Origin of the sequence: uncultured Fretibacterium sp. (genome assembly GCF_938030725.1) — a bacterium.
In the GTDB taxonomy this organism is placed as follows: domain Bacteria; phylum Synergistota; class Synergistia; order Synergistales; family Aminobacteriaceae; genus Fretibacterium.
This window is the reverse complement of sequence record NZ_CALHIQ010000018.1, coordinates 1-13,096: the sequence shown is the minus strand read 5'-3', so window position 1 is coordinate 13,096 and position 13,096 is coordinate 1. Positions and strand designations below refer to the sequence as shown.

Genomic DNA, 13,096 nt, shown 5'->3' with positions numbered 1-13,096 from the left:
CTGTCCTGACCGGCCGCTCTGGGCTCTGAAGCGCGAGCTCTCCCGTCTTCAGTGCCCGGAGGAGATCCTGGCTCGTCCTTTCAAGACGCTTTCTCACGGTGAACGCACCAAGGTGCTTCTGGCGTTCCTGTTTTTGGAGGATGATGTTTTCGCGCTCATCGACGAACCGACCGACCATCTGGATGCCGAGGCTCGTGCGGTCGTCGTCGATTATCTGCGGTCCAAGCGGGGTTTCATCCTCGTGTCGCACGATCGGACGCTTCTGGACGACTGTGTTGACCATATTCTGGCCCTGAATCGATCCGGAGTGGAACTCCGGAAGGGGAACTTCTCCTCATGGTTCCGTAACAGGGAGCTGCAGGACGGTATGGAACGGAATCTCAACGAAAAGCTGGAGAGGGAGATTGGCCGGATGAAGGAGGCATCCCAACGCACCGCCGAATGGTCGAATCGGGTGGAGAGCAGCAAACGCGGCGCCTTGGACAAGGGGTTTGTCGGTCACAAAGCCGCGAAGATGATGAAGCGGTCCAAGAGTCTGGAGAGCCGGCGTCAGGCTGCGATCGAGACGAAAAGGGGTTTGCTCCGAAACGTCGAGACAACTCAGGTGCTTCAGCTGTGCCCTCTGTGGCATCATTCGGAAACGCTTGTCCGTGTCTCTGGCGTTTCGGTCCGCTACGGCAGTCACGTCGCCTGCCGGGATGTCGGCTTCGAGGTCGGGCGCGGCGAGCGCGTTGCCCTGATCGGGGGAAACGGAACCGGAAAGTCCAGTATCCTGAAGTTAATCGGGGGAAAGGACTTGGATTTTTGCGGAGAGATGCACCGGGCATCGGGACTCTCCATATCCTGCGTGCCGCAGGATGTCTCTTTCCTGAGGGGACGGTTTTCGGACTACGCAAGGCGAGAAGGGCTAAATGAGAGCCTGGTCCGTTCGCTTCTGGAAAAAATGGATATTGTCCGGGAGAAGCTCAATGTCGATATGTCGGAGCTCAGCCAGGGGCAGAAGAAAAAGGTACTGATCGCCGCGAGCCTCAGCCGGAGTGCCCACCTCTACATCTGGGACGAACCGCTCAATTTTGTGGACGTTTTTTCGCGCATCCAGATCGAAGAGCTTCTGTTGACGTTCAAGCCCACGCTGTTGTTCGTGGAGCACGACCGCGCTTTTGTCGGGAGGATAGCGACGAAAGTCATCACGATGCAGACTCCTACTCGTTCGAGAGACAGACCGGGGCAAGAGGCCCCATGAGGGGAAGCGAGGAAACAACATGAAGACCGACCTGCGCCGCATCCCTGGCGTCGGGCCCAGGACGGAGGAGGACTTGATCCGCCTGGGTTACACGACAGTCGAGTCCCTGCGGAACGTGGATCCGGAGGTGCTGTATGAGCGCGACTGTGCCCTGCGCGGGTGCCGGATCGACCGGTGTCAACTCTACGTTTATCGGTGTGCCGTCTACTTTGCCTCAACGGAGGAACCCGATCCGAAAAAGCTGAAATGGTGGAGTTGGAAGGATCAGGGGGCACTGCCCGACGCGGAGGAGAACGGGCCTGGGGCATGAACCCCCTACTGAAGGCCGCGCTGCGGCTGAACGCCGTGCGGGTTCCGCTTTGTGCCTGGGCGGCCCTGCAGGACGAGTACGGCAAGCGCGACCGGCGGCTGAAAAATTTGACAACGGAGGGCCTCTGAGGTATACTGCGCAGCATAAATTTTCGAGGATGGGAGTTCGTGGGATGAAGCCTGAAACCGGAATCGTTCTTTTCGTGGGCGGCATGATGATGTGCATGGGCATGATGATGCGCATGTACACAATGGATGCTGTCCGCTGAGGGTTTCAGGGGTCCTGTTTCGGAAGGCCCGGTCCATAGAGATCAAAGCGGGGAGCGGAGAAGCCCCGCTTTTTTTATTGGCGGGAGCGCGGTGCGTCCCGCTTTTTTTGTAGGCTGACAGGTTGGGCCAATGTCGGAAGAACGGCGTCGGCTCCTTGATTTAGGGGGAATATGGCTTGATTGAGCTTGAGCACATCGTGAAGCGGTTCAGGGCGGACGGGGGCGCGGCGGTGGACGCTGTGAACGACGTTTCCCTGAGGGTGGAGGACGGAGAGATCTACGGCATCATCGGCTTCTCCGGCGCGGGCAAGTCCACGCTGGTGCGGTGCATCAACCTGCTGGAGCGCCCCACGTCGGGCTCCGTCCGCATCGACGGCGTGGAGATGACGGAGCTGGCCCCGAAGGACCTCTATCGGGCGCGGCGGAAGATCGGGATGATCTTCCAGCAGTTCAACCTGATGCCCTCCCGAACGGTGGGGCAGAACGTGGCCTACCCCCTGGCGGGCAGCGGCCTGTCGCGGGAGCAGGTGCGGGAGAAGGTTCGGGAGCTCCTGTCGCTGGTGGACATCTTAGACAAGGAGGAGGCCTACCCCTCGGAGTTGTCGGGGGGGCAGAAGCAGAGGGTGGCCATCGCAAGGGCCCTGGCCAACGATCCGAAGATTTTGCTGTGCGACGAGGCGACCTCGGCGCTGGACCCGCAGACCACCGCGTCGATCCTGCGCCTGATCCGGGAGCTGAACCGCAGGCTGGGCCTGACGGTGGTGGTCATCACTCACGAGATGGAGGTGGTGAAGAGCATCTGCAGCCGCACGGCGGTGATGGAGCGGGGGCGGATCGTGGAGGAGGGCAGCGTCTTCGACATCTTTGCGACGCCGCAGCACCGAACGACGAAGAACTTCGTGCGTTCCACGTCCCACCTCGCCAAGGCCGAGGAGCTGGTGTGGAACGACTCGAACGTCGTGAACCTGAGGCGGGGCGAGATCCTGGCACGGCTCACCTACCTCCAGAACGGCGTCTCGACGCCCCTCATCTCGTCGACGGCCCGGAAGTTCGACATCGACCTGAACATCATCCTGGCGGACGTGGAGATCGTGGCGGACGCGCTGGTGGGCGGCACGGTGGTGATCTTCCAGGGCGAGCGGCGGAGGATCGAGGACGCGATCGAGTATCTGAGACAGCACAGCGTGAAGGTGGAGGTAATCAAGGATGCAGACGTTTCTGACTGAGGCATTGCCGAACCTCATGAAGCGGCTTCCGGAGTTCTGGAAGGCCGTCGGCGACACGATCCTGATGGAGGTGTGGGCCGGGTCCATCTGCTTCGTCGTGGGGCTGTTCCTCGGCGTGGTGCTGACGGTGACGAGGCCGGGTGGAATCCTGGAGCGCCCCGCGCTCTATCACGTGCTGGACAAGCTGGTGAACCTGTTTCGGTCCATCCCCTTCATCATCCTGCTGACGGCTCTGATGCCCCTCTCCCGGCTCCTGACGGGCACGGCCATCTACGTGCGCGGCGCCATCGTGCCGCTGGTGTTCGGGGCGGCGCCCTTCTTCACGCGCCAGGTGGAGTCCGCCCTGGCCCAGATGGACAAGGGGCTGGTGGAGGCGGCACTCTCCATGGGGTCGAGCCCCCTCGAGGTCATCTTCCGCGTGTACCTGCGGGAGAGCGTTGCCCCCATCGCGCGGGGCACCACCATCACCGCCATCAGCCTGCTGGGTCTGACGGCCATGGCCGGCGCCGTGGGCGCCGGGGGGCTGGGTGACTTCGCCATCCGCTACGGGCACGACCGAAACATGACGGACATCACGTGGGTGACGGTGATCCTCCTCGTGGCCGCGGTGAGCGTCGTCCAGTGGCTGGGCGAGCGCATCGCGCGCCGGAGCACGCACTGAGGCGGCGTCCCTTAAAATTTTTCGAGGAGGCGCGCGTCCCGATGCGGGGCGGCCGGCGCTATCTTAGAACAAGACGAAAGGAATGGTTGGGATGAAAAAGGCGTTTTTTGCGGCGGCAGTGCTTGCGCTTGCCCTGACGGGCACGGCGACGGCAGCTCAGACGGTGAGGCTGGGTTTGGTGGGCGGTATCTACGAGGACTTCTGGGCTCCGGCGAAGGAGGAGCTGGCGAAGGAGGGGATCGACCTGGAGTTCGTGCCCTTCACGGATTACGTGACGCCCAACCGGGCGCTGTCGGACGGCGACATCGAGCTGAACGCCTTCCAGCACGACATCTACCTCCAGAACGAGATCAAGGAGTACGGCTACAAGCTGACGAATATCGGCGGCACCTTCATCGAGGCCATGAACATCTTCTCCAAGAAGGTGAAGTCCATCTCGGAGATCAAGGACGGGGACACCGTGGCCATCCCCAACGACGTGACCAACGGCGGGCGGGCCCTCAAGGTGCTGGCCGCATCGGGGCTCATCACGCTGAAGGAGAGCGCGGGCTTCAGCCCCACGGTGGCCGACGTCGAGAAGTACAACGTGAAGGTCGAGATCAAGGAGATGGCGGCCAACATCATCCCCGCCGCGCTGCCGGACGTGACGGCCGCCGTCATCAACGGAAACTACGCCATGGACTTCGGCTTCAAGCTGGAGGACGCCATCTTCCGGGACACGAGCCTGAACGAGAAGCCCTACTGGAACCTGGTGGCCGCGCGGACGGCAGACCTGGAGGACCCCGCCAAGGTGGAGCTCTACGACAAGGTGATCAAGGCCTTCCGGTCCGAGGCCACGAAGGCGGTCCTCGACAAGATGTTCGGCGGCTATGTGGTGTGCGCGGGCTGGGACGAGGACTTCCTCGCGCCCTTCCGCAAGTAGCGTGAGCAGAAGGAGGACCTTGAGATGAAGCGGATCTTTTTTGCAGGCGCGGCCCTTGCGGCGTTCCTCGGCCTGGCGGGTGCGGCCCCTGCGGCTCAGACGGTGAAGCTCGGCGTGGTGGGCAGCCTCTACGAGGACATGTGGGCTCCGGCGAAAGAGGAGCTGGCCAAGGAGGGCATCGACCTTGAGCTCGTCCACTTCTCCGACTACGTGACGCCCAACCGGGCGCTGTCGGACGGCGAGATCGACCTGGACGGCTTTCAGCACGACATCTACCTCCAGAACGAGATCAAGGAGTACGGCTACAAGCTGACGGCCGTCGGCAGCACCTTCATCATCCCCCTGAACCTCTACTCCAGGAAGGTGAAGGCCGTGGCGGACCTGAAGGACGGCGACGTCATCGCCATCCCCAACGACCCCACCAACGGCGGGCGGGCCCTCAAGGTGCTGGCCGCGGCCGGGATCGTCAAGCTGAAGGACGGGGCCTCCTTCAGCCCCACGAAGGAGGATATCGAGGAGTACAAGGTGAAGGTCGAGATCAGCGAGATGGCGGCCAACACCATCCCCTCCGTGCTGCCGGACGTGGCGGCGGCCATCATCAACGGCGGCTACGCGATGGACTTCGGCCTGACGGCGGAGGACGTCGTCTTCAACGACACGAGCGTCAGCGACCGCGAGTACTGGAACATCATCGTCGCGCGGACGGCGGACCTGGAGGACCCCGCCAGGGTGGAGCTCTTTCAGAGGATCGTGAAGGCGTTTCAGTCGCCGGCCACGAAGGCCGTGTTCGACGGAAAGTTCGGGGGCCAGTTTCTGCCCGCGGGTTGGGGGGAGGACCTCTTGAAGAGGCCCTAGGCCGCTTTCTCTCCGCCGCTGCGGGGTAGGGTGGGCGCGGGGGGTTCCCCGCGCCCGCTTTTTTGTCCGCCTTCTGCGAATATAGTCCGCCGGATCGCCGACCCGATGGGAAATAAGCCTGTGGGCATGGTATAGTGGGGAGCGGGTTGCAACACATTCCCGAAAGGAGAGGTTCGACGTGAAGAGGTATGCGGAGATGGCCCAGGGGGAGCTGGAGGCGGAACGGCAGGCGGTGCGGGGCCGCTACGAGGAGCTGAAGGGGCGGAAGCTGAGCTTGAACATGGCGCGCGGCAAGCCCGGCAAGGCGCAGCTCGACATGGTTTCCGGCATCTTTGACGTGCTGCGGAGCGACTCCGATTTCGTCGTGGACGGGATGGACGTCCGGAACTACGGCGGGCTGGAGGGGCTGCCCTCGGCCCGGAAGCTCTTTGCGGAGCTCTTGGGCGTCCAGCCCTCGCAGGTGCTGGTTGGGGGCAGCGCCAGCCTCCAGCTGATGTACGACGCCATCTCGAAGGCCTTCACCCACGGCCTGCTGCACAGCGAACGCCCGTGGAGCCGTGAGCCGGAAGTGAAGTGGCTCTGTCCGGCGCCGGGCTACGACCGCCACTTCAGGATATCCGAAACCTTCGGCATGACCATGATCACGATCCCCATGACGCCCACCGGGCCGGACATGGACGCCGTGGAGCGCGAGGTCCGGGACCCGGCGGTGCGGGGCATGTGGTGCGTGCCGAAGTACTCGAACCCCGACGGCATCGTCTACTCCGACGAGACCGTCCGCCGCATCGCGGCCTTGAAGCCCGCGGCACCGGACTTCCTCCTGATGTGGGACAACGCCTACTGCGTCCACGAGTTCGAGGGGGACTACGTCCCCTTCCCGGACATCCTGAGCCTGTGCGCGGAGGCGGGGAGGCCGGACATGGTCTTGGAGTTCGCCTCCACCTCCAAGGTCACGCTGCCGGGGGCGGGCATCTCCGCCGCGGCCATGAGCGAGGCGAACCTGAAGTACTTCAGCAAACTGCTGGACGTTCAGATGATCAGCTTCGACAAGGTGAACCAGCTGCGCCACGTCCGCTTCCTGAAGGACAAGGCGGGCGTCCTGGCCCTGATGAAGCGGCACGCGGACATCCTGCGTCCGAAGTTCCATGCCGTCCTGGAGGCACTGGAGCGGGAGATCGCGCCGCTCGGCATCGCCGACTGGCAGCACCCGAAGGGGGGCTACTTCGTGAGCGTCAACTGCATGCCGGGCACGGCCAAAGAAACGCTGCGCCTGTGCCGCGAGGCCGGCGTCACGATGACCGCCGCCGGGGCGACGTTCCCCTACGGCCGCGACCCTCAGGACAGCAACGTGCGCATCGCGCCGAGCCTGCCGCCGGTGGACGAGCTGAAGCAGGCCATCGACGTCTTCTGCACCTGTCTGAGGCTGGCCGCGCTGGAGAGGCTGGCGGCGGTTCCCGCGCGGTAGGGCGGTCGGGCGTGCGTTCGGCGCGGGGGGTTCTCTCCTCCGCGCCTTTTTTGTCGGGCCGACGGGCCTTTCGGAGGCGATGGGATGGAGCGGACGAGTCGGGGCGCGTTGGTCGCCATGAGCGGCGGGGTGGACAGCAGCGTGGCTGCCTGTCTGGCGATGGAGGCGGGGTACCGGTGCCTGGGGGCGACGATGCGCCTCTTTTCGGACGAGTTCGCCTGCGACCGGGGCCATCCTCGGAAGGATGCGGAGGACGCCGCTGCGGTCGCGGCGCTCTTGGGCATCCCTCACGAGGTTTTGGACTGCGCGGCGGAATTCAGGCTGAGGGTCGTCGAGAAGTTCATCGCGACCTACGAGCGGGGGGGAACGCCCAACCCCTGCATCGACTGCAACCGGCACCTGAAGTTCGGCCGGCTCCTGACGGCTGCGCGGGAGAGGGGGCTGGACTTCGTCGTCACGGGGCACTACGCGCGCATCGGCTGGGACCCGGGCCGGGGCCGGCACCTGTTGCGGAAGGGGACGGACCCGGATCGGGACCAGAGCTACGTCCTCTGCATGATGACGCAGGACCAGTTGGCCCACACCCTCCTTCCCCTGGGAGAGATGAGCAAGGACGCGGTGCGCAGGGCCGCTGAGGTCCGCGGCCTGGTCAACGCGCAAAAGCGCGACTCCCAGGACATCTGCTTTGTGCCGGACGGGGACTACGCCGCCTTTATGGAGCGCTACACGGGGAGGTCCTATCCGTCCGGGGACTTCATCGACGCCACGGGGCGCGTGCTGGGGCGCCATCGCGGCATCGTGCGCTACACCGTGGGCCAGAGGAAGGGGCTGGGCATCGCCAGCAGCGCGCCGCTCTTCGTGACGGTCATCAACCCTGACGCCAACACCGTCACGCTGACGCACGGGGAGGGGCTCTCCGCCCGCGGGGTCACGGCACAGGACTTCAACCTCATCTCCGTGCCCTCCATCCGACGCCCCCTGCGCGTGAGGGCCAGGGTGCGCTTCCGCCAGCGGGAGGTCCCCGCCACGGCGGTAGAGACCCCGGAGGGCCTGCGGGTGGAGTTCGACGAGCCGCTGCGGGCCCCGACGGTGGGTCAGGCCCTCGTGCTGTACGACATGGAGGAGGAGGACGTCGTGGTGGGCGGCGGCACGATCAGCGGGGTGGTGCGCTGATCGCGTCGTCCCGCCGCTGCGCCCCGAAGGAGGAGAGCGCGATGGCGGCCAGGATGAGGACGCAGCCCAGCGCCTGGGGCGCCGTGGGCCGCGCCCCAAGGACGAGGGCGGTGAAGAGGAGCGCCGAGGGGACCTCCAGGGAGGTCAGCAGGGTGACGGTGGGGGCGGGGACGTACTGCAGGGCCGCGTAGAAGGCGGAGAAGCCCAGCACCGTCCCGCCGAAGAGGGGGATGGCGATCAGGCCCATCTGGGCGGGCGTCAGCGTCGCCATGTCGCCCCAGCCCTCGGCGAAGGTCTTGTAGAGCGCTATCCAGAGGGTCCCCAGGAGGTGGGACCAGCAGAAGAAGCCGAGGCCGCTCATCCCTCCTCCGGACCCGGCTCGCCCGCAGAGCGCCTGGGCCGCGATGCCGAAGATGGCCAGCACGCCCCAGAGGAGGCCGGGGATCGATATCCCCACGTCGAACCTCCACTCCGGCGTGAGGACGGAGCAGGTGACTCCAGCAAGGACGAGGACGGCGCCGATGAGGTCGTAGGCGGTGGGGTGCTCGTGCAGCAGCAGCGCGGACCCCAGGGCGATGACGAAGGGGTTGACGTAGTGCAGGACGTTGGCCGTGGCCACGGGCAGGTAGACTACGGAGAGCATGAAGCCCAGGTAGTTGAGGGCGGGGGCCAGGATCGACAGGAGGAGGACCCGGATGAGGTCCCGCGGCGCCGCCTTCAGATGCCGTGGAGCCAGGAGGCGAAAGAGCAGCCACAGGACGGGGCCTCCAACGGCGCAGCGGAGGAAGGTGACGGTGACCATGGAAACGCCCTGCTGTCCCAAAAGCTTGTACGCCGGGCTTCCGGCGCCCCAGATCAGCCCCGTCGCCGCGGCCAGCGTGATTCCCAGCATAACTCTGTTCAAGTTCAAGACCCGTCCTTTCGACCGATTGAGGGAACGTCAAAGCCGACGCGCCCTTCAAGCGCAAGGGCCCTCCGTGCGCCGCGCTTCTCCTTAATTACCTCAGCTGCCCTCTGTGGACCCGCCCGACGCCCCTGCGTTTTTCAGCTCAAACTCAAAAATTCTGCCCATGACGGACGCAAACTTCGCTTTTAGTATATTATAGGCCATACGTTTTGAAGGAGGGATGGGGATGGGCGATGCGGTGCGGTACGTCTGTTCGGAGTGCGGTCACGTCACGATGACGCGGACGGGGCGCTGCCCGTCCTGCGGGGCATGGGGCGCCCTGGAGGCCGTCCCCGCACCCGCAGCCCGACCGGGACGGCGGGGCGCAGGCCCGCGGGCGGCAACGCCTGCGAAGGTGGTGAGCGCCGTCGAGGTCAGGCCCCCGGAGCGGCTCTCCACGGGCATCGGCGAGTTGGACCGCGTGCTGGGCGGCGGGCTGACGCCGGGCGGGGTGGTCCTCATCGGAGGACAGCCCGGCATCGGCAAGTCCACGCTCCTGCTCCAGGCGGCGGGGCGCGTGGCTGCGGCCGGCCGAAAGGTGCTCTACGTGTCGGGGGAGGAGTCGGAGGCTCAGGTGGCCCTGCGCGCCGCGCGCATCGGGGCGCTGTCGGAGCGCCTGATGCTCTCCTGCGGAACGGACCTGGAGGGGGCTCTGGCGAACCTGGAGGACGCGGCCTTCTTCGTTTTGGACAGCGTGCAGGCCATGCGGTCCGGGGAGGAGGGGTCCTGGCCCGGCACCCCGACGCAGGTGAGGGCCGTAGCTCAGGGAGTGCTCGATGCCGCACGGGAGCGGAACGTCCCCGCCGTCATGATCGGGCACATCACGAAGGAGGGGCGGCTGGCCGGCCCGATGCTGCTGGAGCACATGGTGGACGCGGTGTTGGACTTCTCCGGGGAAGGGTATTCCTCCTATCGGATGCTCCGCGCGGTGAAGAACCGCTACGGCAGCACGGAGGAGCTGGGCGTCTTCGAGATGCGGGAGGACGGCCTCGTGCCGGTGGAGGACAAGAGCGGGCTCTACTGGAACCGCTCGGACTCCGCGGTGCCCGGCGTGGCCATGACGGTCGCTCTGGAGGGGACGACGCCCCTGGCGGCGGAGATTCAGACGCTGGCCGCCCCCACGGTGTTCCCCTATCCAAGGCGTACGGCCCGCGGCGTGGAGCTGAACCGCCTCCAGCTCCTGGCGGCGGTCGTGGAGCGGCGGTGCGGCATCGTCGCCAGCGCCCACGACCTGTACCTCAACGTGGCGGGAGGCCTTTCCATCCAGGACCCCTCCGCGGACCTGCCCGCCTGCGCGGCCCTGGCCAGCGCCCTGAGGAATACGCCCCTCCCCGGTGGCTCCTGCTGGCTGGGGGAGGTGGGCCTGGCCGGAGAGGTGCGCCCGGTGTCCCGCATCGGCATGAGGCTTCGGGAGGCGGCGCGCCTGGGCTTCACTTCAGCCGTGATCAGCTCCAGGGAGCGGATCGAGCGGGACGAGGGGCTTGAGCTCCTCCGCGTCGCGCACCTGGACGAGGCGTTGGCCTCGCTGATCCTTAAGGCGCGCTGATGGAATCGGGTTGCCTGAAGCAAGTTCGTCGGCGCTTGCTCGCGCCGTAAAGCATTGATTTTGTATTTCTCCAAGGGAGGTCGTTGCACGTGATGAAGATGCGCGCAGTCAAGGTGGCGGTTCGGGCCTGCGCTCTGGCCTTGCTCCTCGTCGTCCTGGCCCTGTCCGTGGCCTGGGGCTCGGAGGGCGGAGGGGGCGTCCTGGTGGCGCCCCTCACCGGCACGGTGGGGGTGCAGATGGAGGAGTTTGTCCAGCAGGCCGTCCGCCGGGCGGCTCAGGAGGGGCGGGACGTGCTGGTGTTCCAGTTGGACACTCCAGGAGGGCTGGTGGAGTCCATGCGCGGCATCGTGCAGTCCATCCTGGCCTCCCCCGTGCCGGTGGTGGTGTGGGTTCCTGGAGGCGGGCGCGCCGCCTCGGCGGGCGCCTTCATCGTGCAGGCGGCCCACGTGGCGGCCATGGCTCCGGGGACCAACATCGGAGCGGCGCACCCCGTTTCCGCGGGAGGCGAGGACCTGGGGGAGAATGACATGAGCAAAAAGGTCTTGAACGACCTCCGCGCCCAGATCCGCTCCGTGGCCCAACTGCGCGGGCGGAACCAGGTGGACGCTCAACTGATGGTGGACGAGAGCCTGTCGCTGACGGCCCAGGAGGCGCTTGAGCGGCGCGTCGTGGACCTCATCGCCGCGGACGTCCCGTCGCTTTTGGCGGCCCTCGACGGGCGCCGCGTGAAGCTGGACTCCGCGCGGACCGTCACGATCCGCCTTCGGCCGGGAGCTCCGACGGAGCGGATGGAGATGACCCTGCAGGAGCGGCTGATTCAGTTCGTGTCCAGTCCGGAGGTAGCCTACATGCTGCTGTCGGGCGGTCTGCTGGCCATCTTCTTCGAGGTCATGACCCCCGGTGGTTTCGTCCTGGGGACGACGGGCGCCCTGATGCTGCTTCTGGGGGGCATCGGGCTCAAGATGTTGCCCTTCAGCTGGGCCGGCGTGCTCCTGCTGGGGGCGGGGATCGCGGTGATGGTGGGGGACCTCCTGGTAGGAGGCATGGGCATCCTGAGCGTCCTGGGGCTGGGGGTCTTCTGTCTGGGCGGGCTCTTCCTGTTCCAGGCGCCGGGAGGGGAGCTCCTGCGCTTCTCGCTCTCGGCCGTGGCGGGAGCGGCGGTGACGCTGGGGGGCTGTTTTGTGCTCTTTGCCGTGCTGGTCTTTCGAGGGATGCGCCGGCGCGTGACCACCGGGGAGCGGGGGATGATCGGCCTCGAGGCGGTGGCCGTGACGACGATCACCCCGGAGGGAGGCAGGGTGCGCTGCCACGGGGAGCTGTGGCGCGCGCGGACGGAGGGCGGCACGATGCCGGTGGGCTCTTCAAGCGTCGTTGCGGCCATGGAGGGGATCACGTTGGTGGTCCGGCCTGGGACGCCGGCCGGGGAGGAGGACTGACATGCGGTTTGCGGTCCTTGGGGCGGGGAGCTTCGGCACGGCCGTGGCCAACAGCCTGGCCCGGCGAGGGCTGGCAACGGTGCTGTGGTGTCGGGACCCGGAGCAGGCTCAGGTCATCGCTTCGGTCCACAGGAACCCCAAGCACCTGAAGGGGTACGGCCTGGCCCCTTTCCTCGAGGCGACGTCGGACATGGCTGCAGCGCTGGCGACGGCCAGCCACGTGATCACGGCCCTTCCCACCCAGGCCCTGCGGGGCGTCCTGGAGCGGGTCCGGAACCTGCCCGTCGAGGGAAAGCGCTTCCTGTCGCTCTCGAAGGGGCTCGAGATCGCGACGGGGCTCCTGCCGCACCGAATCTTTGCGGAGGTCCTTCCGGGCGTTTCCCTTGCCGCGATGTCCGGCCCAAGCCACGCGGAGGAGGTGGTGCGCGACCTGCCCACCGCGGTCATCGCAGCCTCGGAGGACCCGGATGCCGCGATGGACTGGCAGGCGCGAATGAACAGTCCGCACTTCCGCGTCTACACGAGCGGCGACGTGTTGGGCGTCGAGATGGGGGCGGCGGTGAAGAACGTCATCGCCATCGCGGTGGGAGTGGCCTGCGCCCTGGAGCTGGGCGACAACGCCAGGGCGGCGCTGGCGACGCGGGGCCTCGCGGAGATCATGCGGCTGGGGGTCGCCATGGGAGCAAACCCCCTCACCCTGGCCGGCCTCGCCGGCGTCGGGGACCTGATGGCGACCTGCTACAGCGAGCACTCGCGGAACTTCCGCTTCGGCTTGGCCGTCGGCCGGGGCAAGACGCCGGCCCTCGCCGCGGAGGAGGTCGGAGAGGTGGTGGAGGGGGCGCACACGGTGCGCGCCCTCACCGCCTACGCCCGGCGCGCCGGCATCGAGCTGCCCATCGCGGAGGGGGTCTTTGCCTTCCTCTACGAGGGCGCGTCCCTCCACGAGGTCATCGAGGGGCTGCTCTTTCGGGAGCCCAAGCCAGAGAACCGGCCGGCCTAGGGACGGGAGAGGAACGCGCAGGGCCCGCCGCGGGGTTTCCCAAAA

At 66.5% G+C, this 13,096-nt stretch carries 14 protein-coding genes; 12 read left to right on the top strand and 2 right to left on the bottom strand.

Annotated features, from left to right (window positions below; all coding sequences use genetic code 11):
• The coding region (locus tag Q0629_RS01400; protein WP_298777984.1) for a hypothetical protein at window positions 1-250 on the bottom strand (250 nt) is incomplete at its 3' end.
• A gap of 57 nt (window positions 251-307) precedes the next feature.
• Between Q0629_RS01400 and Q0629_RS01395 the strand changes: the two genes are divergently transcribed.
• The 9 genes from Q0629_RS01395 (at window position 308) to mnmA (ending at window position 8,123) form a co-directional block, all read left to right on the top strand.
• Window positions 308-1,243 (top strand): ATP-binding cassette domain-containing protein, encoded by a 936-nt coding sequence (locus Q0629_RS01395; RefSeq protein ID WP_298777981.1) that lies wholly within the window; start codon window positions 308-310, stop codon window positions 1,241-1,243.
• A gap of 19 nt (window positions 1,244-1,262) precedes the next feature.
• Window positions 1,263-1,553 (top strand): helix-hairpin-helix domain-containing protein, encoded by a 291-nt coding sequence (locus Q0629_RS01390; RefSeq protein WP_298777978.1) that lies wholly within the window; start codon window positions 1,263-1,265, stop codon window positions 1,551-1,553.
• Entirely contained in the window at window positions 1,550-1,681 is a 132-nt protein-coding gene (locus Q0629_RS01385; RefSeq protein ID WP_298777976.1) for a hypothetical protein, read from the top strand. The genes Q0629_RS01390 and Q0629_RS01385 overlap by 4 nt, the downstream gene beginning before the upstream one ends.
• A 316-nt stretch (window positions 1,682-1,997) precedes the next feature.
• Window positions 1,998-3,047, top strand: a complete 1,050-nt coding sequence (locus Q0629_RS01380) for an ATP-binding cassette domain-containing protein (protein WP_298777973.1) — start codon at window positions 1,998-2,000, stop codon at window positions 3,045-3,047.
• Entirely contained in the window at window positions 3,028-3,708 is a 681-nt protein-coding gene (locus Q0629_RS01375; protein WP_208872601.1) for a methionine ABC transporter permease, read from the top strand. The genes Q0629_RS01380 and Q0629_RS01375 overlap by 20 nt, the downstream gene beginning before the upstream one ends.
• 91 nt (window positions 3,709-3,799) lie before the next feature.
• Window positions 3,800-4,630 (top strand): MetQ/NlpA family ABC transporter substrate-binding protein, encoded by an 831-nt coding sequence (locus Q0629_RS01370; RefSeq protein ID WP_298777966.1) that lies wholly within the window; start codon window positions 3,800-3,802, stop codon window positions 4,628-4,630.
• A 24-nt stretch (window positions 4,631-4,654) separates the two neighbouring features.
• Window positions 4,655-5,485, top strand: coding sequence for a MetQ/NlpA family ABC transporter substrate-binding protein (locus Q0629_RS01365; protein WP_298777964.1), 831 nt, complete (start codon window positions 4,655-4,657; stop codon window positions 5,483-5,485).
• 178 nt (window positions 5,486-5,663) lie between these two features.
• Window positions 5,664-6,950 (top strand): aminotransferase class I/II-fold pyridoxal phosphate-dependent enzyme, encoded by a 1,287-nt coding sequence (locus Q0629_RS01360; protein WP_298777962.1) that lies wholly within the window; start codon window positions 5,664-5,666, stop codon window positions 6,948-6,950.
• An 84-nt stretch (window positions 6,951-7,034) separates the two neighbouring features.
• Complete coding sequence (gene mnmA / locus Q0629_RS01355) at window positions 7,035-8,123, top strand: tRNA 2-thiouridine(34) synthase MnmA (protein ID WP_298777960.1); 1,089 nt, start codon at window positions 7,035-7,037, stop codon at window positions 8,121-8,123.
• On the opposite strand, the gene Q0629_RS01350 is transcribed toward mnmA, so the two are convergent.
• Window positions 8,104-9,015, bottom strand: a complete 912-nt coding sequence (locus tag Q0629_RS01350) for a DMT family transporter (protein ID WP_298777958.1) — start codon at window positions 9,013-9,015, stop codon at window positions 8,104-8,106. The two genes, mnmA and Q0629_RS01350, sit on opposite strands and share 20 nt — an antisense overlap.
• A 241-nt stretch (window positions 9,016-9,256) precedes the next feature.
• Here Q0629_RS01350 and radA point away from each other — a divergent pair, with 241 nt between their 5' ends.
• The 3 genes from radA to Q0629_RS01335 all read left to right on the top strand — a co-directional run bounded on the left by radA (window position 9,257) and on the right by Q0629_RS01335 (window position 13,051).
• Entirely contained in the window at window positions 9,257-10,615 is a 1,359-nt protein-coding gene (radA, locus tag Q0629_RS01345) for a DNA repair protein RadA (protein ID WP_366122896.1), read from the top strand.
• 92 nt (window positions 10,616-10,707) lie between these two features.
• Complete coding sequence (locus tag Q0629_RS01340) at window positions 10,708-12,051, top strand: NfeD family protein (protein WP_298777986.1); 1,344 nt, start codon at window positions 10,708-10,710, stop codon at window positions 12,049-12,051.
• A gap of 1 nt (window position 12,052) precedes the next feature.
• Complete coding sequence (locus tag Q0629_RS01335) at window positions 12,053-13,051, top strand: NAD(P)H-dependent glycerol-3-phosphate dehydrogenase (RefSeq protein WP_298777953.1); 999 nt, start codon at window positions 12,053-12,055, stop codon at window positions 13,049-13,051.
• Window positions 13,052-13,096 lie beyond the last annotated feature (45 nt).